This window comes from Arenicella sp. 4NH20-0111 (assembly GCF_040366405.1).
GTDB lineage: Bacteria > Pseudomonadota > Gammaproteobacteria > Arenicellales > Arenicellaceae > Arenicella.
Genome location: NZ_BAABWF010000001.1, coordinates 437,883 through 461,494, shown reverse-complemented (window position 1 = coordinate 461,494; position 23,612 = coordinate 437,883). Strand labels below are relative to the sequence as shown.

24 protein-coding genes and 1 tRNA gene are annotated in these 23,612 nt (G+C 46.7%); 23 read left to right on the top strand and 2 right to left on the bottom strand.

Annotated elements, in window-relative coordinates:
* The first annotated feature begins 3 nt into the window (after nt 1-3).
* The 19 genes from ABWW54_RS01995 to ABWW54_RS01905 all read left to right on the top strand — a co-directional run bounded on the left by ABWW54_RS01995 (nt 4) and on the right by ABWW54_RS01905 (nt 15,950).
* Nucleotides 4-1,569: a M48 family metalloprotease gene (locus ABWW54_RS01995; protein ID WP_353409572.1), complete on the top strand. Its 1,566-nt coding sequence runs from the start codon at nt 4-6 to the stop codon at nt 1,567-1,569.
* A 95-nt stretch (nt 1,570-1,664) separates the two neighbouring features.
* Nucleotides 1,665-2,411: a YebC/PmpR family DNA-binding transcriptional regulator gene (locus ABWW54_RS01990; RefSeq protein WP_353409570.1), complete on the top strand. Its 747-nt coding sequence runs from the start codon at nt 1,665-1,667 to the stop codon at nt 2,409-2,411.
* Between the two features lie 135 nt (nt 2,412-2,546).
* Nucleotides 2,547-3,053, top strand: a complete 507-nt coding sequence (gene ruvC / locus ABWW54_RS01985) for a crossover junction endodeoxyribonuclease RuvC (protein WP_353409568.1) — start codon at nt 2,547-2,549, stop codon at nt 3,051-3,053.
* A 2-nt stretch (nt 3,054-3,055) separates the two neighbouring features.
* Nucleotides 3,056-3,655: a Holliday junction branch migration protein RuvA gene (gene ruvA, locus ABWW54_RS01980; RefSeq protein ID WP_353409566.1), complete on the top strand. Its 600-nt coding sequence runs from the start codon at nt 3,056-3,058 to the stop codon at nt 3,653-3,655.
* Nucleotides 3,656-3,666: 11 nt separating this feature from the next.
* The gene (gene ruvB, locus ABWW54_RS01975; RefSeq protein ID WP_353409564.1) at nt 3,667-4,710 is read left to right on the top strand and encodes a Holliday junction branch migration DNA helicase RuvB; all 1,044 of its coding nucleotides are present in this window, start codon (nt 3,667-3,669) and stop codon (nt 4,708-4,710) included.
* 10 nt (nt 4,711-4,720) lie between these two features.
* Nucleotides 4,721-5,116, top strand: a complete 396-nt coding sequence (gene ybgC, locus ABWW54_RS01970; protein ID WP_353409562.1) for a tol-pal system-associated acyl-CoA thioesterase — start codon at nt 4,721-4,723, stop codon at nt 5,114-5,116.
* 244 nt (nt 5,117-5,360) lie between these two features.
* A complete protein-coding gene (tolQ, locus tag ABWW54_RS01965; RefSeq protein WP_353410370.1) occupies nt 5,361-6,035 on the top strand; it encodes a protein TolQ in 675 nt (224 codons plus the stop codon).
* A gap of 8 nt (nt 6,036-6,043) precedes the next feature.
* Entirely contained in the window at nt 6,044-6,472 is a 429-nt protein-coding gene (locus tag ABWW54_RS01960) for an ExbD/TolR family protein (RefSeq protein WP_353409560.1), read from the top strand.
* Between the two features lie 34 nt (nt 6,473-6,506).
* On the top strand, nt 6,507-7,478 hold the full coding sequence (gene tolA, locus ABWW54_RS01955) for a cell envelope integrity protein TolA (RefSeq protein ID WP_353409558.1): 972 nt from the start codon (nt 6,507-6,509) through the stop codon (nt 7,476-7,478).
* Between the two features lie 15 nt (nt 7,479-7,493).
* A complete protein-coding gene (gene tolB / locus ABWW54_RS01950) occupies nt 7,494-8,792 on the top strand; it encodes a Tol-Pal system beta propeller repeat protein TolB (RefSeq protein WP_353409556.1) in 1,299 nt (432 codons plus the stop codon).
* A 43-nt stretch (nt 8,793-8,835) separates the two neighbouring features.
* Nucleotides 8,836-9,360 (top strand): OmpA family protein, encoded by a 525-nt coding sequence (locus ABWW54_RS01945; protein ID WP_353409554.1) that lies wholly within the window; start codon nt 8,836-8,838, stop codon nt 9,358-9,360.
* A gap of 112 nt (nt 9,361-9,472) precedes the next feature.
* Nucleotides 9,473-10,876 carry a tol-pal system protein YbgF gene (ybgF, locus tag ABWW54_RS01940; RefSeq protein WP_353409552.1) on the top strand — a complete coding sequence of 468 codons (1,404 nt, stop codon included), beginning with the start codon at nt 9,473-9,475 and terminating at the stop codon, nt 10,874-10,876.
* Nucleotides 10,877-11,054: 178 nt separating this feature from the next.
* Nucleotides 11,055-11,693, top strand: coding sequence for a 7-carboxy-7-deazaguanine synthase QueE (queE, locus tag ABWW54_RS01935; RefSeq protein WP_353409550.1), 639 nt, complete (start codon nt 11,055-11,057; stop codon nt 11,691-11,693).
* 1 nt (nt 11,694) lies between these two features.
* On the top strand, nt 11,695-12,375 hold the full coding sequence (queC, locus tag ABWW54_RS01930) for a 7-cyano-7-deazaguanine synthase QueC (protein ID WP_353409548.1): 681 nt from the start codon (nt 11,695-11,697) through the stop codon (nt 12,373-12,375).
* A 37-nt stretch (nt 12,376-12,412) separates the two neighbouring features.
* A complete protein-coding gene (locus tag ABWW54_RS01925; RefSeq protein WP_353409546.1) occupies nt 12,413-13,915 on the top strand; it encodes an ATP-binding cassette domain-containing protein in 1,503 nt (500 codons plus the stop codon).
* A gap of 143 nt (nt 13,916-14,058) precedes the next feature.
* Nucleotides 14,059-14,134 (top strand) — tRNA-Lys (locus ABWW54_RS01920).
* Nucleotides 14,135-14,285: 151 nt separating this feature from the next.
* Nucleotides 14,286-14,630 carry a VOC family protein gene (locus tag ABWW54_RS01915; RefSeq protein WP_353409544.1) on the top strand — a complete coding sequence of 115 codons (345 nt, stop codon included), beginning with the start codon at nt 14,286-14,288 and terminating at the stop codon, nt 14,628-14,630.
* A gap of 60 nt (nt 14,631-14,690) precedes the next feature.
* Nucleotides 14,691-15,359, top strand: coding sequence for a lipase family protein (locus ABWW54_RS01910; protein ID WP_353409542.1), 669 nt, complete (start codon nt 14,691-14,693; stop codon nt 15,357-15,359).
* A 255-nt stretch (nt 15,360-15,614) separates the two neighbouring features.
* Complete coding sequence (locus tag ABWW54_RS01905) at nt 15,615-15,950, top strand: hypothetical protein (RefSeq protein WP_353409540.1); 336 nt, start codon at nt 15,615-15,617, stop codon at nt 15,948-15,950.
* A 7-nt stretch (nt 15,951-15,957) separates the two neighbouring features.
* Here the strand turns inward: ABWW54_RS01905 and hutC are convergent, their stop codons facing one another.
* Together hutC and ABWW54_RS01895 are read right to left on the bottom strand one after the other, a co-directional pair.
* The gene (gene hutC, locus ABWW54_RS01900; RefSeq protein ID WP_353409538.1) at nt 15,958-16,650 is read right to left on the bottom strand and encodes a histidine utilization transcriptional repressor HutC; all 693 of its coding nucleotides are present in this window, start codon (nt 16,648-16,650) and stop codon (nt 15,958-15,960) included.
* Nucleotides 16,647-18,017: a formimidoylglutamate deiminase gene (locus ABWW54_RS01895; protein WP_353409536.1), complete on the bottom strand. Its 1,371-nt coding sequence runs from the start codon at nt 18,015-18,017 to the stop codon at nt 16,647-16,649. The genes hutC and ABWW54_RS01895 overlap by 4 nt, the downstream gene beginning before the upstream one ends.
* A 61-nt stretch (nt 18,018-18,078) precedes the next feature.
* Between ABWW54_RS01895 and hutI the strand changes: the two genes are divergently transcribed.
* From hutI to hutU, 4 genes are read left to right on the top strand one after another with little or no spacing between them, the layout of a single operon-like run.
* Entirely contained in the window at nt 18,079-19,293 is a 1,215-nt protein-coding gene (hutI, locus tag ABWW54_RS01890) for an imidazolonepropionase (protein ID WP_353409534.1), read from the top strand.
* A gap of 9 nt (nt 19,294-19,302) precedes the next feature.
* The gene (gene hutH, locus ABWW54_RS01885) at nt 19,303-20,835 is read left to right on the top strand and encodes a histidine ammonia-lyase (protein ID WP_353409532.1); all 1,533 of its coding nucleotides are present in this window, start codon (nt 19,303-19,305) and stop codon (nt 20,833-20,835) included.
* A complete protein-coding gene (gene hutG, locus ABWW54_RS01880; RefSeq protein WP_353409530.1) occupies nt 20,835-21,653 on the top strand; it encodes an N-formylglutamate deformylase in 819 nt (272 codons plus the stop codon). Before hutH ends, hutG begins: the two co-directional genes overlap by 1 nt.
* Before the next feature lie 26 nt (nt 21,654-21,679).
* The gene (gene hutU, locus ABWW54_RS01875) at nt 21,680-23,347 is read left to right on the top strand and encodes a urocanate hydratase (RefSeq protein ID WP_353409528.1); all 1,668 of its coding nucleotides are present in this window, start codon (nt 21,680-21,682) and stop codon (nt 23,345-23,347) included.
* Nucleotides 23,348-23,612: the final 265 nt, after the last annotated feature.

The window sequence follows — 23,612 nt, the reverse complement described above, 5'->3', positions numbered from 1 at the left end:
TCCATGAGTTCTTTAAGATTATTTGAAGGTCGATATCCAGGTGTTAGTGCACTGTGCGTGGCTATATTCGTAATGTTCATCATGAGCGGTGCCACGTTGGCACAGTCTCAAAAAAGTCGAAAGCAAGCTGAAAAGCAGTTTTTGGAGGCTCAGGCAAAGAAATGGCCGAATTTGTCCGGCACGGCATTAAAGCGCCATTTATCGGTAATCGCTGCCACGCCGATTTCAACCAACAAAGTATTAAATGACTACGTTCAAGAAGTAGGAGAGCGTGTTCTTGCCGCTAGCCCCCACAAAGGTCGAGACTATCGATTTTTGGTTCTTGACGATGAAAACCCCAACGCATTCACAATGGGGCAAGACTATATTTACATTAATCGAGGGCTCATCACCTTGTACCAATCTGAGGCGCAACTCGCCGGAGTATTGGGTCATGAAATTGGTCATAACATCGGGCGTCATGTTTCACGCAAGCAAGGAAAGGGCGTTCGAGACAGTATTTTTGCAACCACTATGAGTATTCTCGCTGGTTCAAACGCGGTTGGTAATGCGATAGCAACGCAGAATGCCGCAAATCTTCAAAAATACAGTCGAAAGCTAGAACTTGAAGCCGATCGTTTTGGTGCGACTTACCTGTACGGTTCTAAATATGAGCCCGAAGGCTTAGTGCAGGGCCTTGGCACGCTATTTGACTACGTAGGTTTACTGGCAGGTAAGGAGACCGGTCCTCGCTATCACGGTATATTTTCCTCCCACCCTCGAACCGATATGCGGCTAAGAGCTGTGATTCGAGAGGTTGGGGAGCTCCCTCCTGGAGAGGCTGATTTGGGGCGAGGTCGTTTTCGTGACGCACTTGGAAACGTGGTTTTTGGGCCGAACTTAAAACCCACGGCGCCTCCAGGCTACGTACGATATAACAATGAAACTCTGGGCATTACGTTCCTCCACCCGGAGGAATGGAATAGAACCATTAAGGGCTCTAAAATCATCATTAAGGACCCTGATCAAACACTGCAATTCAAGATAGAAATCGAGAAAACAGCCAATAAGACGGACACCAGTGACGTTGCGATTAAAGCAAGATACCCAGATGATTTATCTGATGTGAGGAAAATAAACCCTAAGTCTACAAAAGATCTTGGTGTTGTGGCGATGCGGCCGAATCAACGTGTTGCGCTAATTAAGGTGGCTCGTAATACGTTTCATTTTCAAGGCATTAGTCGCGACAATAAGTTGTCCAAAGAAGTGGACGCCATATTTTTAGGCATGATCGCTAGTTTTAGGCGCTTGCACCCGAACGATAAAAACTTGACTGAGTTAAAGAGAATCTATTTTGAGCAACTAAAGCCTGGTGAAACCTTTGGGTCGATAGCGGCGGATAAAAAGGACGAGAACGTGGCCAGTGAGCCAGAGCTCCGTGTAATAAATGGCTATTTTCCTAAAGGAGAAGCCGAACCGGGGACGTGGATTAAGAAGGTACGTCTAGTTAAGGTGGATCAAAATGATCGTAAAGGAAAAACGGCCGATGGAAAGGCGGTGACAAAAGGCAGCGCTACAAACAAGCCTTAAAACAAACTTTGACTTTTTAGTGTTGCCTGTCTGACGCGACTCTTGTAAACAGTGTTAGAATACAGGTTTTAGCACTAATTGATAATAAGTACACCATGGCAGGACACAGTAAGTGGGCAAATATTAAGCACCGTAAAGCAGCTCAAGATGCGAAACGCGGCAAGTTATTTACCAAACATATTCGTGAAATTACCGTTGCTGCGAGAGAAGGCGGAGGTGACCTTGACTCAAACGCCGCGCTTAGAATTGCGGTAGATAAAGCACTCGGCGTAAACATGACTCGAGACACCGTTGAGCGAGCTATCAAACGCGGCACCGGTGATTTAGAAGGGGTTAACTACGAAGACATGACCTATGAGGGGTATGCCCCTTGTGGTATTGCCGTGTTAGTGGAGTGCAGTTCCGATAATAAAAATCGTATCGTCGCAGAAGTTAGGCATGCCTTTAGTAAATATAATGGCAGTTTAGGAACGTCAGGTTCAGTGGCGTATATGTTTACTTCATTGGGCGTCATAGAAATGGCCGAAGGCGCGGACGAAGAGCAAGTCATGGAAGTTGCCTTAGAAGCCGGCGCTGACGATATTGTGACGCATGAAGACGGAACAGTCGAAGTAACGTGTCCTCCGGCAGAGTATGTTGCCTTAATGGGAGCGTTTGAGCAGGCCGGCATGGCCGTCGCAAACTCGGAAGTAACAAAACGAGCCGAGAATGAGATTGCACTAAGCCAAGATGATGCAGAAAAAGTAATGAAGCTGATTGACGCGCTAGAAGATTTAGATGATGTTGTTGAGGTGTTTTCTAATGCCGACTTTCCGGAGTCAGCGTTTGAAGCGCAATCCTAATTTTTATTCTGTTACGTTGCCATGTGCGCAGCGTACGGAACTGCGATTTGGCTGTTAAACCATAAAGCTGGCAGGCTCTTTCAATGAAGCAACTCGCTCCGTTAGAACTAATCAACCTTTAAATCGACTATCCTATTGAGCCTCCAACCCCCCACTATTATTCTTGGTATTGATCCAGGGTCACAAATAACAGGCGTTGGTGTGATTCGATCTCAAGGAAATGAGTTAAAACATATCTACTCAGAATCGTTGAAGCTGCCTAAAGGTGAATTGCCGTTAAGGCTAGAGGACCTGTACGTACGTTTGCAGAACATTATTGCTCAAACCAAACCTGACATAGTATCGATTGAACGGGTTTTTGTTGCTAAAAACCCTCAATCAGCGCTTGTCCTAGGCCATGCCCGCGGAGCCGCCATGTTGTCCGCCGTGACTAATAAGATACCCGTGGTTGAATACAGCGCTACTGAGATTAAAAAAACCGTAGTGGGTAAAGGGCGTGCTGATAAAGCTCAAGTACAGCATATGATGAGGGTGCTACTTGGTTTGAGAGTGGTTCCTGAAGTCGATGCGTCAGATGCTTTAGCGGCCGCGGTATGCCACGCGCACCATCAACAAATTAATAAAGTATTAAAAGGGGCATAAACATGATTGCATGGCTAAAAGGGGAATTGCTCGAAAAACTGCCGCCGAGTTTGGTGCTGAATGTCAACGGCGTGGGTTATGAGTTAGAAGCTCCGATGTCGACGTTTTATGATTTGCCTGTTGTCGGGGAGCAAGCCACGGTTTTTGTTCACATGGTGGTGCGTGAGGATGCACAGTTGTTATTTGGGTTTACCAGTAAGCAACAGCGTGAATTGTTCCGAAGCCTTATTAAAGTCAATGGTGTTGGACCGAAGGTCGCTCTTGCTGTCTTATCAACGCTGTCTGCGCAAGAGCTATTGCAATGCATGGCGAATGAAGATGTAACGCAATTATGCCGAGTGCCAGGTATTGGCAAGAAAACGGCACAGCGTTTGGTGGTTGAAATGAAAGACCGCTTAGAAAAAGAATTCGCTCATGTGGCGTTAGAAGTAACGGCGGGTGAATCCAGCAGTAATAATACAAGAGATGCCGTTGATGCGCTGGTTGCTCTCGGGTATAAAAATACAGAGGCAAGCCGAGTGATTAAATCCTTGGATAGTTCAATGAGTAGCGAAGAGCTTATTCGGCAATCACTCCGAGTCTTGTCAGGCAATGTGCTGTAGCTCGAATTATTATGATCGATGAGAATCCAATCAATCCGGACCTTCAAGGCAATGACGATGACGTTGTTGATAGGGCGTTGCGACCGGAATACTTGCAAGACTTTGTGGGTCAACCAAAACTCAAAGAGCAGTTATCTATTTTTATACAAGCGGCTAGATCCAGGAATGAGGCATTGGATCACGTGTTACTGTTTGGGCCACCAGGTCTCGGTAAAACCACGCTATCAAACATTATCGCGCGTGAGATGAATACCAAAATTCGTCAAACTTCAGGACCTGTACTTGAGCGTGCTGGTGATTTGGCTGCCGTATTGACCAATCTTGAGCCCCACGATGTTCTGTTTATTGATGAGATACACCGGCTGAGCCCGGTAGTCGAAGAAATACTCTATCCAGCTATGGAAGATTTTGAGCTCGATATTATGATTGGCGAAGGGCCAGCGGCACGTACAGTAAAGTTATCATTGCCACCGTTTACGCTAATTGGCGCAACTACTAGAGCTGGTCTGTTGACATCGCCTCTTCGAGACCGATTTGGCATAGTCCAACGTTTGGAGTACTACAATACCTCAGACTTAGCTTCAATTGTGCAGCGTTCCTCTAATATTTTGGGCGTTCCGACCGAGGACGCTGGTGTGCAAACCATTGCCAATCGTTCTCGAGGCACACCACGCATAGCCAATCGATTGCTGCGCAGAGTTAGAGACTATGCGGAAGTGAAAGGGTCTGGGCAGTTAACTGAAGACATGGCCACAGGCGCATTGGACATGATGGAAGTCGACCCCCACGGCTTAGATTGGATGGATCGTCAGTTATTGAAATCGATCATGGAAAAGTTCGATGGCGGTCCGGTTGGCATCGATAGCTTAGCGGCAGCGATTGGAGAAGAAAGGGGTACCATTGAAGACGTGATAGAGCCTTATCTCATTCAACAAGGCTTCATGATGAGAACACCAAGAGGTCGAGTAGTAACTAAGCGAACTTGGTCCTATTTTGGGCTTAATGCACCATCTAATCCTGAAACGAGCGGCCAAAAAAAGCTGTTTAACGACTAAGGTTGTCGGAGTGTTTGAAAAAAATATTAGGGTTTATTACGAAGATACCGACGCCGGTGGCATCGTTTATCATTCAAACTATTTGAATTTCATGGAACGCTGTCGATGTGATTGGCTAATGAGTTTGGGTTATAACGTTGCTGAACTTGAGGAAAATCAAGGGCTTGTTTTCGTTGTGCGTGAGGCGGCGTTGATTTTTGAAAGACCAGCAAGACTCTTTGATGAGCTTCGAGTGACCGCTGAGGTATTGCAAGTCGGTAAGGTAAAGTTGGTGTTGGAGCAAGCCGTTTATACTGAGAGGCAGCTGTTGTGCCGTGCAACCATAAAACTTGCGGCTTTGGACTCTACATCGTATAAACTACGCGCTATGCCCAGTATGCTTAGGCAGGCTATGCAGGCGGGCTAAATGTGGTTGGCCGTCACTACATACTGGTACATAAGTCTCGGTATGACCTAAAACAGGCGCGTAAATGGGGTCGCGCTACAAGAAAAGGCTCTGAACAAGAGCAAAAAAGGGTAAATCTAGTTACATGACGTTAAATCTTATCACTCTAGCGCAAGCGAGTTCGTCGCCTGCTGCACAGGCATTAACCGACGAAGCGGTCGCTGCGACGACTTCTGGTACTGCGCCTGCTCACGCGGCGGATAGTATGTCGATAATTTCTTTAGTAATGGACGCCAGTCTTGTGGTTCAGGGCGTGATGCTTCTATTGCTGCTGGCATCATTGGCTTCTTGGTCTATTATTTTTACTAAATACCAAGTCTTGCGAAAAGAAAACAAGCTAACCAAACAGTTTGAAAAGCAATTTTGGGCTGGTGGGAGTATGCAAAAACTCTATAACCAGTGGGGTGCCGAAACTAAGAAATCTTCAGGTATGTCCGAAATATTTGTGGCGGGCTATCGGGAGTATCAACGTCTTTCTGAAAGAGGTTATGCAAACAATAATGACTTGCTGGATGCTGTACAGCGGGCAATGCGGGTTGAATTGAGCCGAGAAATCGATCACCTAGAATCCCAAATTCCCACACTTGCTACGGTTGGTTCCACAAGCCCATACGTGGGTCTTTTTGGTACGGTTTGGGGCATTATGAATTCATTTAGAGCCTTAGGTTTATCAACTCAGCAGGCGACCGTCGCGAGCGTGGCACCAGGTATTGCTGAAGCATTGGTAGCAACTGCCATGGGGTTGTTTGCAGCAATACCCGCTGTGATAGCGTATAACCGTTTTAATACACAGGTTGAAAAGCTGGTTGCGCAGTACGAGATCTTTATGGAAGAGTTCGTCAGTATCATCAATCGTCAGCTCACGATAGGCGAGGCATAGAGCAAGCCATGAGTTACCGCAATCGTAAACGTAAGGCCATCGCTGAAATTAATGTGGTTCCCTACATTGATGTCATGTTGGTGTTACTTATTATCTTTATGGTTACAGCCCCGCTCTTGACTGAAGGAGTGAAGATTGACTTGCCTCAAACCACAGAGTCTGCACCCATTGACGCTAATCCAGATGCTCCCGAACCCTTTGTGTTAACTGTGGATGCACAAGGAAAACTATTTATTGATGACCGAGAATACGATGCGTCGGGTATATTGCGTTACGCAACGGTGTTGTATCAAGAAAAACCAGCCACTGATTTTTTGGTTCGTGGTGATAAAAATGCGCGTTATGAGTTTATTATGCAAGCCATGGTCTTGTTAAAGGAGGCTGGAATTGAAACCGTCAGCCTTGTTACCGAGCCACTTGCGGACACCGCAAAATAATGAGCCCATTATTGAAGGCCATACATATTTTTAAATGAGTAAGAGAAGAAGAAAGGCTGCGGTCACAAGCAAAATGATGGCTTACATTGGTGCGGCGATCGTGCACGCGCTGATCATTGGCGCCATGGTGTTTAATTTCACTAAAAAAGACAATGCTGAACGGGTAGAAGCGTTTGCCGCCGATAAAATTGACATTGTTAAAGCTCGTGCTGTGGATGAAGATCAGCTTGAGAAAACCCGTGAAGAAATTAAGAAGAAAGATGAAGCTAAGAAGAAAAAGCGTGACGACGAGCAGAAGCGTCTTGAGGATCTAAAGAAAAAGTCTGAACAAGAGCAGAAACGTCTTGCAGAACTAGAAAAGCAAAGATTGGCGGCGTTGGAAGAACAGCGCAAGAGAGCGATCGCGCTGGATAAAAAGAAAAAAGAAGACGCTGAGAAAGAGAAAAAACGCTTAGAAGATGAGAAAAAGCGCAAAGAAAAGGAAAAGCGCGAAGCTGAAAAAAAGCGTAAAGAGTTAAAGAAGCTAGCGGAAGAAAAGAAGAAACGTGAAGCCGAGTTAGCGCGTATAAAGAAAGAACAAGAGCTATTTGAACAAGCCCAGCGTGATCGTGAACGAGAAGAACTGCAAAAGCGTATCGAAGCCGAAGAGGCTCAGCGGCGAGCAGCGGCAGTTCAGCGAGCGGCAGCTCAAAGAACGACCACAGCAATCGAAGGCGCTATGGCCAGAATTGGCACTAAAATAGGGCAAGCATGGCGGGTTGATCCGTCATTGTCTCGCAATTTAAAGAGTGTTGTACTTATTAAAGTATCTCCATCTGGTGATGTGGTTTCCGTAAGAACGATAGAATCGAGTGGCGATTCTAGTTTTGACCTGTCGGGTGAACGAGCCGTCTTATTAGCTAGCCCATTGCCAATACCCACTGATGACGAAGACAAAAGTGCGAAAAAACGTTTTGTCGATGAAGGCTTTGAGTTTGATTTGTATCACCCATTTGCTAGAAGGTAAATTAAGAGCATGTTTATGAATAAATTAACGACGCTATTTGTCTCCTTATTTTTTCTTGTGTTTTCCCTACAGGTGGATGCGCAGCGTTTGCGTGGGTCTGCACAAGCGAGTCAAATTAGAGCTACCCCGATTGCCATTGTGCCTTTCAAGGTTTTGGATGACACTCAGTTTGAATACCAATTGGATCAAGTCGTCGCCAACGATCTATACGCAACAGGCAAATTTGACCCCATCCCTAACGAGAAGTACCTCACACTTCCTACGCGTGCCGAAGAAGTTCGTGCTAAAGATTGGCGTTTGATTAACGCCGAGGTATTGGTTTACGGTGAAATTTGGTCCTTGGGCGGGGATCGCTATGAAGTGCAATTTAGAATGCACGATGTTGCTCAAGACAAGCCTGTCGGTCAGACAAAACGTATCCCTAACCTACGTAAGCAAGATATTCGAGCGGCTGCACACGTTGTGGCCGATGAAGTGTATAAAGCGTTTACCGGTCGTGGAGCAGCTTTTCAGTCAAGAATTGCCTACGTTGAACGTCAACAGTTAGAGAATCAACGGTTCCGTTTTAAGTTAATGGTGGCGGATTGGGATGGCTATAACCCAACGGAAGTTTATGCCTCTTGGAATTCAATATTGTCTCCAGACTGGTCACCTGACAGCAGCAAAATAGCGTTTGTTAACCTCACAGCAAAAGGCCCGGTGGTCAAGGTGATCAACCTGACAGACGGTCGCGTGGAAGATATCGCTAATTTTAAAGGGGTTAATAGTGCGCCTGCATGGTCACCCGATGGGCAAAAGATAGCGTATTCCAGTTCGCAGCACGGTAGCCCAGATATTTTTATTTACGACACCGTGACTCGTCAACACGAACGCATTAGCACACACTACGCAATTGATACCGAGCCAAACTGGGGTCCTCGTGGGGAAAGCTTTTTGTTTACTTCAAGTCGTTCGAGAAAACCGCAAATTTTTCGCTATAGTTTACTTGATCAATCGTTGACTCGTATGACCTTTGAGGGAGACGAAAATGCGAATGCCAGCTACGACCCAGAAGGCAAAAACATCGTGTTGGTTCACGATGGTGGCAACATTGTACTAATGGATCCGGAAAGTAGAGAGCTAATGTGGCTTACTAACGCAAAATTTGATGAGTCTCCTAGTTTTTCTCCCAATGGAGACATGGTATTGTATATGACCGAACAGGGCTTTGAGCCAACAATGATTGTTGCTTCAATCGATGGCCGTGTTCGGACAAGGGTAGAATTCGTACAGGGTGACGTACGCGAGCCGGCGTGGTCACCTTTAAGAAGATAAAATGACACGGCAAAATAAAACAAATCATTCCTGGAGTGACACTATGAATCGTAAAATCGGCCTCATGCTAACCATATTGATGAGCCTTATACTTACTGCTTGCGCTAGTAAAAATAATGAGCAAGTTACTGATCCCGAACCAACAACAACTCCGGTAGCTGAAGTTGACCCTAATGCGAACAATGCGTTTGGGTCTGGTCTTTCTATGGATCAACTTCGTGCGCTTGGCATTACTGGCGATCCACGCGATGAAAAAGTGGTTTACTTTGAATACAACAGCACCGCGATAGACCGCCGTTCTCAAGTTATCTTAGGCGCACATGCGCGTTACTTGGGTCAAAATGCGGGAACTCGCGTAAGCCTAGAAGGGCATGCTGATGAGCGTGGAACTCGTGACTACAATCTGGCTTTAGGCGAACGCCGAGCAAACGTTGTTTCTGACTTCCTAAATTCAGCGAACGCTGGAAGCAATAACCAAACTATTTCTTACGGCGAAGAGCGCCCTGTTGATACTGCTCACACAGAATCAGCTTGGCAGCGAAATCGTCGAGTAGAAGTAAAATACTAATTTGAGTACCCGCGGCCAGTTAGCAGACAAGATCCTTGGATGCTAATTGGCTTGCAAAGCAAAGCTGATTTTACTTTTCTAAAAGCAGCAGCGTTTACTAATATTGAGACTTATGAAGACAGTTAAACTTTCTGTATTCGTTATCGGGGTTGCACTCAGTGCTGCCCCGATTTTTAATTCCGCCTTTGCGCAAGATCGAAACGGCCAAACCTCGGTTATGATCGAATTGCAAACGTTGCGAACTGAGATAGCCGAGCTGCGTGATTTGGTGGAGCGTCAACAGTTTGAAATGCAAAAGCTCAAGCGTTCCGTAGCAAAGCAAAATCAGGGTTTGTCTCAACCTGAAAATGGCGTACGCTTACAGCAATATGACAACCAGAGTTCCTTGAATCCGTTGCCGCCGACTGGTGGAATTGATTCAGTTAGTCAGACAGAGCCAATCAGGCAAGCTTCCCAAGATCCTAATTCCTATTCGGTAGGCACTGGCTCTCAGGTTCAGGGCAGACCAAACAATGGCGTGGAAAGTGACTACTATTCAGCCAGGGGAAATTCGAGCAATGAAAATTCCAGTGTGGTTGGGCAACCGAGTTATCAAAATGAGAGTGCGCCAGCGAACGATTATTCTCAGCTTGAACGCCCAACAGACCTATCCTCCTCAGAGGTTCAAGCGTCGGAATATAACGACGCAAGTAACGGATTAGGCGACACATCAGCACCGCAAGTGGTAGAACGTGAAATTACAGCCGCGCCAATAGAAAGCACTGATTACAGTGACAATGGTCCTGAAATTGTTGAACGCAGTATTTCAACGGCATCAGGCGCCGTGAATGCGCCCGTGTTAAGTCAAGATCAACCCTATAATACTCAGGGTCAACAGATTGAACGTTCTTATGGTGTTGACAATGGTCAGCCAAGCGAAGTAACAAGTCATGGGTCCGCTGCGCAGACCGATATTCAAGCGCATGGCGAGCAATACGAAAACGCGAGCCCAAACCTTCAGACCGGGCGGCCCATACTGGCGGTACCTGTGGAATCTGTGGACAAAACAGTGACTCCATCAAATTCTGGATTAAGCGCTTCTGTGGATGCGGAGGGCGTGAATGCCAACCCGGTAGTCGCATCTCCTGCACAATTTAGCGAAGACGATTTTTATGACCGTGGATTTGGCTTGTTGAAAGAGTCAAAGTACGATGAAGCGGTTAATGTGTTTAAAGAACAGATAGTGCAACATCCAGCGGGCAGCTTAGCGGACGATGCACATTACTGGATTGCCGAAGCCATGTTTATTAACCGTAAGCCAGCTGAGGCGCGTCCGCATCTAAAATCGATCATCAATGATTTCCCTCAAAGCGCTAGGGTTCCAGATGCGATGCTCAAATCCGCCTATATCGAACAAGAAATGGGCAATCTAATAGAGGCGCGAATTCTGTTTCAAGAGATAGTTAGTCGCCACCCATCCTCAAACGCAGCCATTGCAGCTAAAAATAGGTTGTCTAATTTGAAGATCGGACAGTAGCTCATTAATTACGCTTAATATAGTCCACGGTTTGCTAATTTTCGCGGCCAATTCTTAGTCCTAGTGGTTGTTGTTGGAGTAGGTAAGTCGTTACACTTCGCGTTTAACGGCTGGTAGGGGACATGTGTGCCCGACAGCGCTGGCAACGCCAGTGAATTAGAGCCAATTTGGTGTTTTTATGTCTATTCGAATCACAGAAATTTTCTTTTCATTGCAAGGTGAGTCAAACACGGTTGGATTGCCGACGGTGTTTGTCAGGCTGACGGGTTGCCCTATGCGTTGTTCTTACTGTGACACGGCGTACGCATTCCATGGTGGTAAAAAACATGAAATAGAGGATATTGTTCAACAAGTGAAACAATATAAAGCGCGTCACGTAACCGTCACTGGGGGAGAGCCGCTAGCACAGCCTGAGTGTCATCAATTACTTTCCGAGCTGTGTGATCTTGGGTATGAGGTGTCAATAGAAACCGGTGGTGCAATGCCAATAGAGGAGGTTGATTCTAGGGTCTATATCGTCTTAGACGTTAAGACGCCTGCGTCGAACGAAGAACCAAATAATAGATATAACAACCTTGAGCATATTAAAAAGAGCGATTGTTTAAAATTCGTTATTTGTGATCGAGAGGACTACATTTGGTCAAAGACCATGGTGTTAGATCAAAATTTAAGTGAGAAGTGCGAAGTTTTCTTTTCACCGTCTGCTGACGAACTCAATCCGACAAGTTTGGCAGATTGGATCGTGGAGGACCAAATTCCTGTGCGCATGCAAATACAACTTCATAAGCTGCTCTGGGCAGACGAAGCGGGGCGTTAATATGTCAACTCAAAACAATAAGCGAGCCGTTGTATTGGTTTCCGGTGGTTTGGATTCGGCCACGGTCTTAGCGATGGCAAAAGATCAAGGCTATGAATGTTACGCACTTAGTATGAACTATGGCCAGAGGCATCGGATAGAGTTGGACCGTGCGCAGAAAGTAGCACAGTCTAACGGGGCTATCGAGCATCGAGTTGTCAAAATAGATATTGGTGGGTTTGGTGGCTCAGCGCTGACGGATCAAGAAATACAGGTCCCCACCGAAGCGACCGAGGAGATCCCGATTACCTATGTGCCTGCCAGAAATACGGTTTTCTTGTCCGTTGCTCTGGGTTGGGCCGAAGTGCTCGATGCGCAAGCCATTTTTATTGGTGCTAATGCAGTGGATTATTCTGGTTACCCCGATTGTCGCCCAGAATACATCGCTGCATTTCAATCCATGGCCAACCTGGCCACGAAGTCAGGAGTCGAAGGAGAGAATATCAAAATCGAGGCTCCTATCATTGATTTAACCAAATCAGAAATAATTCAGCGTGGCCTTGAGTTAGGCGTCGATTATTCGCAGACCATTTCTTGTTATAACCCCCGTACGGATGGGCAAGTTTGTCATCAATGCGATTCTTGTAGGATTCGAGCGGCGGGATTTGCTGAAGCGGGCTCAGATGATCCAGCAATACGTTAGCTCTCTTTAGAAACTTGATAACGTGAGTCTTGTCTCATTGGCTAGTGAAAAAGTTCTATCCATAGAGGACGCCAATGTTGAGTTTAATGGGCGCGTTGTCTTGCGCGATTGCAGCTTTGAAGTTGGCGCTGGTGAAAACGTTGTTATTGTTGGAAGCAGTGGTAGCGGTAAATCCACATTATTGGATTTGATTGCTGAAGACCACGATTCGCTCTCTAAGACCGTTCGCTCAGCAATGGTGTTACAAGAAGGTGCTTTGCTTGAGCATCTTAATGTGATAGAGAATCTGGAGCTTGTTACCAGATACACCGGCCAGAATTCACCTAGATTGCTCGACAGTACAAAGACAACGGACCTTTTGTCGCAATTGAATATTGATGAAGCACTCCATACGGCACGGGTTTGTGATCTCAGTGGTGGACAAAAGCGCCGAGTAGCAATAGCTAGAGCACTGATCTCATCTCCTGAGCTAATGCTGTTTGATGAACCCGATGCAGGTTTAGATATCGGTAATTTGGCCAATTTGGCGGATACAGTAAGCGCACTGTCGAATGAGCAAGGCAAGACTTGCGTTACGGTTTCTCATAATCCGTTTTATATCGCTCGAATTGCGACAAGAGTATACCTACTTGATTCGGGTAAGTTGAGGCTTCTGGCAGACTGGCCTGACCTGGCCGTGTCTGAGTCGCAAAAGTCTGCTCGCCAATTAGAGTTGCAAGAGTTGTTGATCAATCAAGATGTTTCGCAATGGTACCCAAAGAGTAGTGTCCCAAAGATTAATCAGCAACCAAAGAGCCCATTCACAACGTTAATCAGTCAAAGTCTTGTGGTCATTCGAAGTTTGTTTCATAAGCCTGTTTCCATAATGGACCAGTTCAACATTGCCGTTTACGGTTCTTTCCTTAGCGTATTCAGTGGCTTATTCTTCTTTATTTTGGTTGGGGTAATGCTTGGGTGCACAACGCTTGCTGTCGTTCGAACCTTGGCCGATAGCGCATTGACCGGGTTTGTTGGGTGGTTTATCGATCCGGCGGATTTGGTGAGCATGATGAGGGGGCGATTTGCACTCTATTTGGCGCCAGCCGTTGGTGGAATGCTGTTTGTGGCGAGGTCAGGCACTATGATTTCTAATTGGATAGGGGAAATGGTGCGAACTCAGCAAATCAGGGCATTGGATTTATTGCATGTGCCGACAAAGCAATATCTGGTTGCACCAACCGTTGTCTCTCTCTTTTTTAGTATGACGGTTATCTTATTAGTGTTTTGCGTATCCGTCTGGTTAGGCGGCGTGATCGCGGCACAACACTTATTTGATATGGGCAATGCGTATGGAACCATGTTGATCACTTGGGAAGACATCAGTCATTCAAAGTTTTGGATGAAAACGGTACTCTACAGTGGAGTTGTGTCTATCATTGTGAGTGCTCTCGCTTTTGCGCCAAAGAAAAGCGCACATCAAGTTAATATTCACACGACTAAGGGTATTATCTACTCAACATTGAGCATCGCGATGGGCGAAATGCTCTTGATTCTGCTTTAAAGTCAATTCTGCGGTAGAGACAGTCAAAAAGCGCAAGAAATCGATAAAGAAATTGCTAAAAAAGGTTGACCAACCCCACATTTGGCAAGATAATCACGCCTCGTTTGAACAGCAGTCTTTTCAAACGAATTTTTTGAATATTTGGGGCGTTAGCTCAGTTGGTAGAGCATCTGACTTTTAATCAGGTGGTCGCGCGTTCGAATCGCGCACGCCCCACCATTCAAAGAAAAAACAAACCGCCGAAAGGCGGTTTTTTTTTGCCTGCAACATGATGGACTTTCTCTTACTACACTCTATCGGGTTTGCAAGGCGGTATCGGCAAATTGTAATATGAATTTCTTTAACTCCGACGTATATCTAAGAGGGTGCCATGAAGATTCATTACTTAGAAGTTGTAACTGACAATGTTGATATCACTTGTACTCACTATGAGAGTATTCACTCCGTCTCTTTTGGTGAGCCTGATGTCCGTCTTGGAAACGCGCGTGTGGCTGAACTCAAAGGTGGGAGTTTAATAGGCATCAGAGCGACTATGAGTGATCAAGAAAATCCGGTCATCAGGCCCTATTTTTTGGTTTCAGATATTGATGCGGCTATCGATATTGCGCAAACCATGGGTGCGATTTTGCTGCACCCAGCATTGGAAATACCTGATTTGGGGCAATTTGCGATTTACGAGTTAGGTGGTATTCAATATGGTCTTTGGCAGTTGTGATGTAATAGGCACGCTATTTTCCAATCGATATAGTTCATGTTTTCAGCCTTTCGGTGATCTATGCTTCGCACGTTCATTCGCGTTTTGATTTGTTTATTAAGTACTTGGCTATGTGCTGCTCATGCTCAGTCTGTCCTAACTCAATTTCCACCAAAAATTAACCCTGAGGGACGGTACGTATTTTATTCACATGGCTATATTGTCGAAGGCGATAATCCCACGCCGAGAAACTCGCGATGGGGTACCTACGAATTTCCACGTATTAAGTCTGATTTAGCCGATCATGGTTATCATTTAATTGCGTACCACCGAGGAAAGAACACTGATCCAAGAGAACACGCGCAAGAGCTTGTTACGCAAGCCCAAAGGCTCATCAAGCAAGGTGTTAAGCCGGAAGCAATCACATTTATTGGATTTTCTCGGGGCGGGTACATTACTATCTTGGTGTCTAATCTCCTTCGGTTAAAAGACGTGAATTTTGTTTTGTTGGCCGCGTGTGGAGAGAGTATTACGGCTACCGAGTCGGTGGAGCTTTATGGCGAGGTACTGTCGGTGCATGAAACGTCGGATGATTTAGTCCTTCCTTGCCAAGCGCTCGCAGCTCGCAGCAGTAACATTTCAAGCTTTGAAGAGATTCTCATCTCCACAGGGAAAGAGCATGGGGCATTCTATCAGCCGATTCCAGAATGGTTGCAGCCCGTTAAGCAGTGGGTAAATCGCACTATGTGAGATGACAAAGGCGAAAATTTCAATAGGTAAAAGTCGAATGGCGAGCGCAAAGGCAGGCGACACCTAATCAAGGTCCGTATGAGAGTAGAGGCGTGTTTATGGTCGCACAATAACGGTGGAATTCAGCGCGCTCTAAAAAGAGTGGAATTTTGGTGTAGTTTGATCCCATAGTTAATAGTGGTCATGTGGTTACCCCGCTGCAAAACACGAAGGAGGGGTGTTAGGGCATAAGGAGGCGCAGGAAAAAGGTGGCATATGAAACTAAGTCTACAAGACATCACGGTTGGGGATCTAAATAGCACTGGAATTCTGATTCTGTCAAAATTTGTGCGTGAATTACATGAACACAATGGGGATGTAATAAAGCTTCAAGACCCCGAAGTTCTGCTGAAAGTAGCCAATCGCGCTGCGACAGTCGACAATTCACAGTTGAGAATTTTGTATGAGAGGCTCAAATTAGAACTTAGAAATCAGCTCAATTCTTCCGTACCAAACCATGGCGACATCGGTACATCATTGATTCAGCCTAGCTTGAAAGCTCGTATTGAAGATCGTAAAAAAGAGCAGTTAAAGAGGTCGTCTCTATTTTGACCCTGTTTTAAAGTTGGGTATAGAGTTCAAAACCAGACTGATAATAGAGCTTAATGGCCGTTATAAATTCGTCTCCGACCCACGTGGTTCGGTCAACGACAAAAGTGGCTTTACCGGCGTCACTTTTAAGTGCGGCCGCAATTTTTTCGTTCATATTTTGCGCACTGAATAAAACATCTCCACTTGAAAAAGGAACTGTTTTTACAAGCCATTCATTCACGCTTATATCGTCAAAGCTTGCCTGCAGTATCTCCGGAACCGCCTGAGTGTTAACCCAGCGTTCTTCAACCGCTAACGGTGCGGAATTCGAAAAGTGGATCGTTTCTAAGTAGAGCGCTTTTTCTTGGTCTTCGATGTTCAGCTTGGCTCGTATATCACTCGGCGGTATTTCACGTTTTTTGCAAACAAGCTCATGCCGATATTGATCGCCTTTGGCTTCGACCTGTTCTCTGATTATGGGAATCTCGAATTTCGCATATCGAACGGGCATTGCACAAACTCGTGTTCCGCCCTTGCGTTTGCGTATGAGGAGTCCTTCGTCTGCAAGTGCTTGTAACGCTCGGTTGATCGTGGTTCGAGCACAACCGTATTCAGTTGATAGATCTTTTTCTGCTGGAATCAGCGCGCCAAGACTCCACTCACCATTTTCAATTCTCGTTCGAATTGACTCTCGTACGCTGTGATGTGAGTGATTGGTCATAGTGCTTTTCGGAGTTTGCTGATGGTATCTTTATATCTAATTGAAATGTCAGAGTGTTTAATGTGGGATCCTGCTTTGACCATGTGTCTACCTGCAGCCCAAACGTCGGTGACAATATCATCAGATGACGCGAATATCCAAGTATCTAAGATCGTATCCGAGTCGAGTTCGATTAACATCGGGTGTTGATCATCAAGGGCCACTAAATCAGCCAGGGTTCCTATTTGAATTGCGCCACTATTGCGACCTAACGCAGTAGCGCCCCCTAAGGCCGCTCGCTCATATAGAAAACGTCCGTTGGACGAAGTTGTGTCATCGGTAAGCACCACTCTTCGTTGATCTCGTAGTCGTTGCGACACTTCTAACATTCTGAGCTCTTCACTTAAAGCAATTTTGACGTTGGAATCAGAACCAATGCCAAACCTGCCGTTTTGTTCAACGAAAGATTTGGCATCAAAAATTCCGTCCCCAAGGTTGGCCTCTGTGATGGGACACAGGCCTGCGATTGCATTTGCATTTGCCATGTCTCTTATTTCATCGTTATTGGCGTGAGTTGCGTGTATCAAGCACCAACGATCATTAACGTCCAGATTATCAAGTAGCCAGCGTACAGGAGGGCTCCCTAGGTAGGAGGACACTTCATCTACCTCATTTTGTTGCTCTGCAATGTGGATGTGAATTGGTGTCTCATTTGATAGGCTCGAGACTAGATGAAGTTGTTCTGATGACACGGCTCTCAAGGAATGAGGGGCAACACCTAACACGAAGTCATTGGGCAGTTCGGAGAGCTTTGTGTTCAAGGTGCTATGCAAAAATTCGAATTCATCCATTGAGCAGCCAAACCGCTGCTGACCTGAATTTAACGCTCTGTTATCGAGCCCCCCACGAGTGTACAGAACGGGTAAGTGAGTGTAGCCAATGCCGGTTTCCATAGCGGAGCGAAACAGGCAGGCGGACATTTCATCTACTTGATCGTATCTTTGGCCAGCGGGTCCGTGGTGCAGGTAATGAAACTCAGCCACTGAGGCGTAACCACTCTCAAGCATTTCCATTTGCACCATCGCTGATATTGACACCACGTCTTCGGGAGTCAGTAATTCCAAGAAACGATACATGACTTGTCGCCAAGTCCAAAAATCATCGAAGGGCTTATCGCTGCTTTTTTCAGCCAATCCCGCCATGGCGCGTTGAAAGCTATGACTGTGAAGATTTCCAATTGATGGCAACAGCACACCATACGCATTTTGCGGCATGACACTTGCGTCCGAGATTGCGGATATCTTGCCGTCAGAATCTATGTCAATTGAGACGTTCTTTCGCCAACCAGAGGCGGTGAGAGCTTGCCTTGCGAATAGGGTGGTTGTCATTTGATTGATTATGTATTTATAATATGTGCATACATAATAATTGCCTCTCCTTCTTTTTTCAATGACAAGCTCCGAACACACTGACATTCTCTATGTTGATTGCGTGGTCGCAACCATGCAAAAAGGGCAGCCTAACTACGGCTTGATCGAGGGGGCAGGCATTGCCGTTTCTGGTGGCAGAGTGCAATGGGTAGGATTAGTCAAAGAAGTCCCAAGGGCTTTCGTCGGATATGCCAAGGAGTCATTAAATGGCAAGCTCGTTACTCCTGCGTTGATAGATTGTCATACGCATCTTGTATTTGGTGGTAACCGAGCGGGAGAGTTTGAGCTAAGGCTTAAAGGCGCCAGTTACGAGGAAATTTCTCGACAGGGCGGAGGCATTGTGTCAACCGTTAACGCGACACGTGCCGCGTCAGAAGATCAATTATTTGAAACAGCATTAATGCGTTTAGACTCGCTTCTTAGTGAAGGCGTTGCGGTGGTTGAAATTAAATCAGGCTACGGGCTTACTGTTAAAGACGAAATCAGAATGCTAAAGGTCGCTCGTCAATTAGAACAATCACGCAAAGTGAAAATTGTCACAACGTGGTTGGCGGCCCACGCCATACCAAAAGAGTATGCCGGCAGATCAGACCAGTATATCGATGACGTTGTCATCGCCGGTTTGCACGAGGCCGCAGCTAAAGGGTTAGTCGATGCCGTAGATGCGTTCTGCGAAGACATTGCGTTTTCCAACGAGCAGGTCGAAAGAGTGTTTAAAGAGGCACGCACACTCGGCTTACCTGTGAAGTTACACGCTGAACAATTAACCAATCAAGAAGGGGCGTTGTTGGTGGCTCGATACGAGGGACTGTCCGCCGATCATCTTGAATACCTTGCTGATAAAGACGTTTCGACCTTTGCCAGATCCGGTGCCGTTGCGGTCCTCTTGCCTGGTGCCTATTACACACTAAACGAATCTCAAAAGCCGCCGATAGACACCTTGCGAGCGCAGGGCGTGGATATCGCTGTGGCAACAGACTGTAACCCCGGTAGCTCACCAATTTCCTCGCTACTAACGGCAATGAACATGGCGTGTAACCAGTTTGCATTGACACCCGAAGAGGCTTTGGCTGGAGCCACACGATGCGCCGCTAGTGCGCTAGGTTTGTCTGAAGACTATGGAACCATTGAATCAGGTAAAAAAGCAGATTTTTGCCTATGGAATGTGGAGCACCCCGCTGAGCTAACGTATTGGGTAGGCGGAAATCCACTAACGCGACGAATACATTTTTAGGAAAACAACATGACGATCATATTGACACCCGGCCAGGTCTCTCTTGAGCAACTGGAGGACTTTTTTGAAGGTGAGGCGTATTTTGAGCTCTCACCTGATAGCGCGGCACTTATTGAAAAAGGCGCTTCTAGATTGCGTGAGCGCATCAAAAGCCAAGAAACAATCTATGGCGTAAATACCGGCTTTGGCAAGCTCGCCTCGGTTCGTATTGACGACGATAAATTAGCACAGTTGCAAAGGAACTTGGTCCGCTCACATTGCGCGGGCTTTGGTGATCCTCTGCCCACAAAGGTCGTTAGGTTAATCATCGCATTAAAATGTTTGTCTTTAGGGCGCGGTGCTTCAGGTGTACGCCTCGAGGTTGTGACCCTACTGCAAGATCTTATTAAGTTTGACATCATTCCAGTGATTCCCGCACAAGGGTCCGTTGGTGCATCTGGCGATCTGGCACCCTTAGCTCATATGGCCGCCGCTCTCATTGGCGAAGGCGAGGTGTTTTATAAGGGTGTCCGAATGGCGTCAAACAAAGCCCTGAGTTCGGCTGGGCTGACACCGATTGTTCTACAAGCAAAAGAAGGTTTGGCATTGCTAAATGGTACTCAAGCCTCTACGGCACTTGCCTTAGCGGGGTTGTTTGGGGCTTGGCGTTTGACCATTGCATCCATCACGACGACCGCGCTTTCCATCGATGCAGCCATGGGATCAAGTGCGCCGTTTCACGATGAAATTCATCAGTTGCGTGGTCATCAAGGTCAAATAAGCAGTGCCGGTAGGCTTAGGCAGCTGTTAGCGGGCTCGGAAATTCGGATGAGTCATCAGGAAGGTGACGAACGAGTTCAAGACCCGTATTGCCTAAGGTGCGCGCCACAAGTTATTGGCGCTTGCATGGATCAACTAACGTTTGCTGGTCGGGTGCTTGAGACTGAATCTAATGCAGTAACCGATAATCCGTTGGTGCTATCGGACGGTCAAATTGTATCAGGAGGCAATTTTCATGCCGAACCGGTTGCGCTGGCCGCAGATCAAATTGCGTTATGCATCTCAGAAATAGGGTGCATTTCACAACGACGTGTTGCCCTATTAGTGGATCCAGCGCTTAGTTTTGGTTTGCCCGCATTTTTAGCACCAGACCCCGGCCTAAAATCTGGATTGATGATTGCGGAGGTCACATCGGCCGCTTTGATGAGTGAAAACAAAGCGCTTGCAAACCCAAGGTCAGTTGATTCAACACCAACTTCAGCTAACCAAGAAGACCACGTGTCCATGGCTTGCCACGCTGCTAGAAGGCTGCTTGAGATGAATAAAAATCTATCGGCAATACTCAGTGTTGAGGCGATGGCTGGTGCGCAAGGCATCGAGCTGAGAGCTCCGTTGACCACCAGTAAAAGTTTGCAGGAGGCGATTGAATGTATTCGAAAACGCTGCCCAACCTTGAATGATGATCGTATGGTCAGTGCCGACATTGAAGCGCTCGCAGACCTTCTTCGCAATTCAACCGAACTGGTTGTGTTTGGCGAAACCCAACGGCTGACATTGAGCTAATGAACGCCGTTGAGGTAATACAGGGGTCAAGCCCCGTCATTCTCGGTCAACCACACTCAGGAACGTTTGTGCCTGAGGAAATTTACGCGCAGCTAAACGACGTTGGGCGACAGCTATTGGATACGGATTGGCACATACCCGCGCTGTACGAAGGCTTGCTGAAAAATGCGACTGTGGTTAGGGCGAATTTTAGTCGTTATGTGATCGACGCAAATAGAGACCCCAGTGGGGTTAGTCTCTATCCGGGTAAGAGCACCACGGATTTGGTGCCCATGACCACCTTTGATGGGGCATCTATTTGGCTTAACAAGCCTGATTCGGATTGTATTGCGCGGCGGCGGCGAGACTTTCATGAGGTGTACCATCGAAGCTTGCAAGCCGAGATATCTCGGTTAAAAGAGCATCATAACGACGTGCTTTTATATGATTGCCATTCAATTAGGTCTGAAATCCCTTTCTTATTTGATAACGAACTTCCGGTATTAAATATTGGAACCAATCTGGGACAGACGTGCACGCAGAAAATCAGCCAAGACGTTGAAGCAATTTGTCGGAGTAACAACGACTACAGTCACGTCATCAATGGGCGCTTCAAAGGCGGGTGGACCACGCGTCATTATGGCAGGCCCGAGACTGGTGTGCATGCTTTGCAAATGGAATTGGCACAACGAGCCTATTTAAAAACAGAGCGGCCTCCATTTGAATTCGATGAGGCTAGGGCTTCTGCGCTGCAGTCATTGCTTGCAGACGTACTAAATTCAATAGAAATGAATCTACAAACAATGAGTAAGACAGAGGCAAAACCCAGCGCGGTGTAATCTGTGCATCAACCAGAGTAATAGACATGAATCAATCCTTAGATACAAAACGAAATATTAAGAGTCCCATTGGGAGTGAATTGACGTGTAAGTCATGGGCTACGGAAGCTCCGTACCGGATGCTGCACAATAATCTTGATAGAGAAGTCGCTGAAAATCCTGATGAACTGGTTGTTTATGGAGGAATTGGCAAGGCAGCGAGAACATGGAAAGATTTTGACTCGATCGCGGATACGTTAAAAAACCTTGAGGAAAACGAAACCTTGTTGGTTCAGTCCGGAAAGCCGGTGGGTGTGTTTAGGACTCACGCGGATGCGCCTCGAGTGCTCATCGCGAACTCCAACTTAGTACCTCATTGGGCTAATTGGGATCATTTTAATGAGCTCGATAAAAAAGGACTCATGATGTACGGGCAAATGACCGCCGGTTCTTGGATTTACATTGGCAGTCAGGGAATTGTGCAAGGCACCTACGAGACCTTTGTGGAGGCTGGTCGTCAACATTTTGGTGGAAACCTGAGTGGTAAGTGGATCCTAACCGCTGGTCTTGGTGGTATGGGCGGCGCGCAACCTTTGGCCGCGGCAATGGCTGGCGCCTGTTGTTTGGCGATAGAATGTGATCCACAAAGCATCGAGTTTAGATTACGTACTCGATACGTGGACGAAAAGGCAGACACACTTGACGAAGCGCTTGAAAAAATCAACCGTTGGACGGCGGCCGGAGAGGCTAAGACTGTCGCTTTATGCGCTAACGCAGCCGATATCTTTCCCGAACTGGTTAAGCGAGGCATAAAACCCGATATCGTCACCGATCAAACATCGGCACATGACCCATTAAATGGGTATCTACCGCAAAACTGGACGATCGAAGAGTGGAAGCTCAAGCGTGTGTCTGCTCCCGAAGAAGTGGTCGCCGCGGCGCGGGCCTCCATGAAGGTTCACGTGAAAGCAATGCTGGATTTCTGGCACCAAGGAATTGCGACTCTCGACTATGGCAATAACATCAGACAAGTCGCCTTTGAAGAAGGATTGGAAAATGCGTTTGATTTTCCAGGCTTTGTACCGGCTTATATCCGGCCATTGTTTTGTCGCGGAGTCGGCCCATTTCGATGGGTTGCGCTTTCAGGAGATCCAGAAGACATCTATAAGACAGATCAAAAAGTAAAAGAACTGATGCCAGATGATAAGCATCTTCATCGTTGGTTAGACATGGCTCGCGAGCGTATAGACTTCCAAGGTCTACCAGCACGTATATGTTGGGTTGGTTTGGGTGATCGTCATCGTCTTGGACTGGCATTTAATGAGATGGTCAAAAATGGAGAGCTGAGCGCTCCGGTTGTGATAGGCCGTGACCACTTAGACAGTGGGTCGGTTGCCAGTCCGAATAGAGAAACGGAATCCATGAAAGATGGTTCGAGCGCGGTTTCCGATTGGCCACTGTTAAATGCGCTACTCAATACGGCATCTGGTGCAACTTGGGTCAGTCTACATCATGGTGGTGGGGTTGGAATGGGGTTCTCTCAGCACTCAGGGATGGTAATTCTTGCCGATGGTACGGACGACGCTGCCAGACGCTTGGAGAGAGTTCTCTGGAACGACCCGGCGACTGGCGTTATGCGTCATGCGGATGCGGGCTATGAGGAAGCCGTGGAATGCGCAAACGACAATGGCTTACATTTGCCTGCTATTTTGTAGCATCATTGCGGCGTTTCTAAGGAAAAACGCCGCAACTTCCCCGCTTTTTGTTACCAAAACGCCGCTGATCCCAGCCCTCATTGGAAATATGAGGACTTCTTAACTGCATTTTATTCGTTTTGTCTGATTTATAGAGGACTTATGTTGCTTTGACTTTGCGGAGCGATCGTAGATTATTTCGAAAGCTCCAAACTGACAGTATTTTACAGTCTAGACGCGATCATATTTGTTAGTATGCGCACCGTTTTACTAGACAGATTGTGGA

Bases quoted from the DNA above. Each gene is read 5' to 3' on its own strand.
- ABWW54_RS01995 (WP_353409572.1), top strand. From the start codon at position 4: ATGAGTTCTTTAAGATTATTTGAAGGTCGATATCCAGGTGTTAGTGCA.
- ABWW54_RS01990 (WP_353409570.1), top strand. From the start codon at position 1,665: ATGGCAGGACACAGTAAGTGGGCAAATATTAAGCACCGTAAAGCAGCT.
- ruvA (WP_353409566.1), top strand. From the start codon at position 3,056: ATGATTGCATGGCTAAAAGGGGAATTGCTCGAAAAACTGCCGCCGAGT.
- ruvB (WP_353409564.1), top strand. From the start codon at position 3,667: ATGATCGATGAGAATCCAATCAATCCGGACCTTCAAGGCAATGACGAT.
- tolQ (WP_353410370.1), top strand. From the start codon at position 5,361: ATGTCGATAATTTCTTTAGTAATGGACGCCAGTCTTGTGGTTCAGGGC.
- ABWW54_RS01960 (WP_353409560.1), top strand. From the start codon at position 6,044: ATGAGTTACCGCAATCGTAAACGTAAGGCCATCGCTGAAATTAATGTG.
- tolA (WP_353409558.1), top strand. From the start codon at position 6,507: ATGAGTAAGAGAAGAAGAAAGGCTGCGGTCACAAGCAAAATGATGGCT.
- tolB (WP_353409556.1), top strand. From the start codon at position 7,494: ATGAATAAATTAACGACGCTATTTGTCTCCTTATTTTTTCTTGTGTTT.
- ABWW54_RS01945 (WP_353409554.1), top strand. From the start codon at position 8,836: ATGAATCGTAAAATCGGCCTCATGCTAACCATATTGATGAGCCTTATA.
- ybgF (WP_353409552.1), top strand. From the start codon at position 9,473: ATGAAGACAGTTAAACTTTCTGTATTCGTTATCGGGGTTGCACTCAGT.
- queE (WP_353409550.1), top strand. From the start codon at position 11,055: ATGTCTATTCGAATCACAGAAATTTTCTTTTCATTGCAAGGTGAGTCA.
- queC (WP_353409548.1), top strand. From the start codon at position 11,695: ATGTCAACTCAAAACAATAAGCGAGCCGTTGTATTGGTTTCCGGTGGT.
- ABWW54_RS01915 (WP_353409544.1), top strand. From the start codon at position 14,286: ATGAAGATTCATTACTTAGAAGTTGTAACTGACAATGTTGATATCACT.
- ABWW54_RS01910 (WP_353409542.1), top strand. From the start codon at position 14,691: ATGCTTCGCACGTTCATTCGCGTTTTGATTTGTTTATTAAGTACTTGG.
- ABWW54_RS01905 (WP_353409540.1), top strand. From the start codon at position 15,615: ATGAAACTAAGTCTACAAGACATCACGGTTGGGGATCTAAATAGCACT.
- hutC (WP_353409538.1), bottom strand. From the start codon at position 16,650: ATGACCAATCACTCACATCACAGCGTACGAGAGTCAATTCGAACGAGA.
- ABWW54_RS01895 (WP_353409536.1), bottom strand. From the start codon at position 18,017: ATGACAACCACCCTATTCGCAAGGCAAGCTCTCACCGCCTCTGGTTGG.
- hutI (WP_353409534.1), top strand. From the start codon at position 18,079: ATGACAAGCTCCGAACACACTGACATTCTCTATGTTGATTGCGTGGTC.
- hutH (WP_353409532.1), top strand. From the start codon at position 19,303: ATGACGATCATATTGACACCCGGCCAGGTCTCTCTTGAGCAACTGGAG.
- hutG (WP_353409530.1), top strand. From the start codon at position 20,835: ATGAACGCCGTTGAGGTAATACAGGGGTCAAGCCCCGTCATTCTCGGT.
- hutU (WP_353409528.1), top strand. From the start codon at position 21,680: ATGAATCAATCCTTAGATACAAAACGAAATATTAAGAGTCCCATTGGG.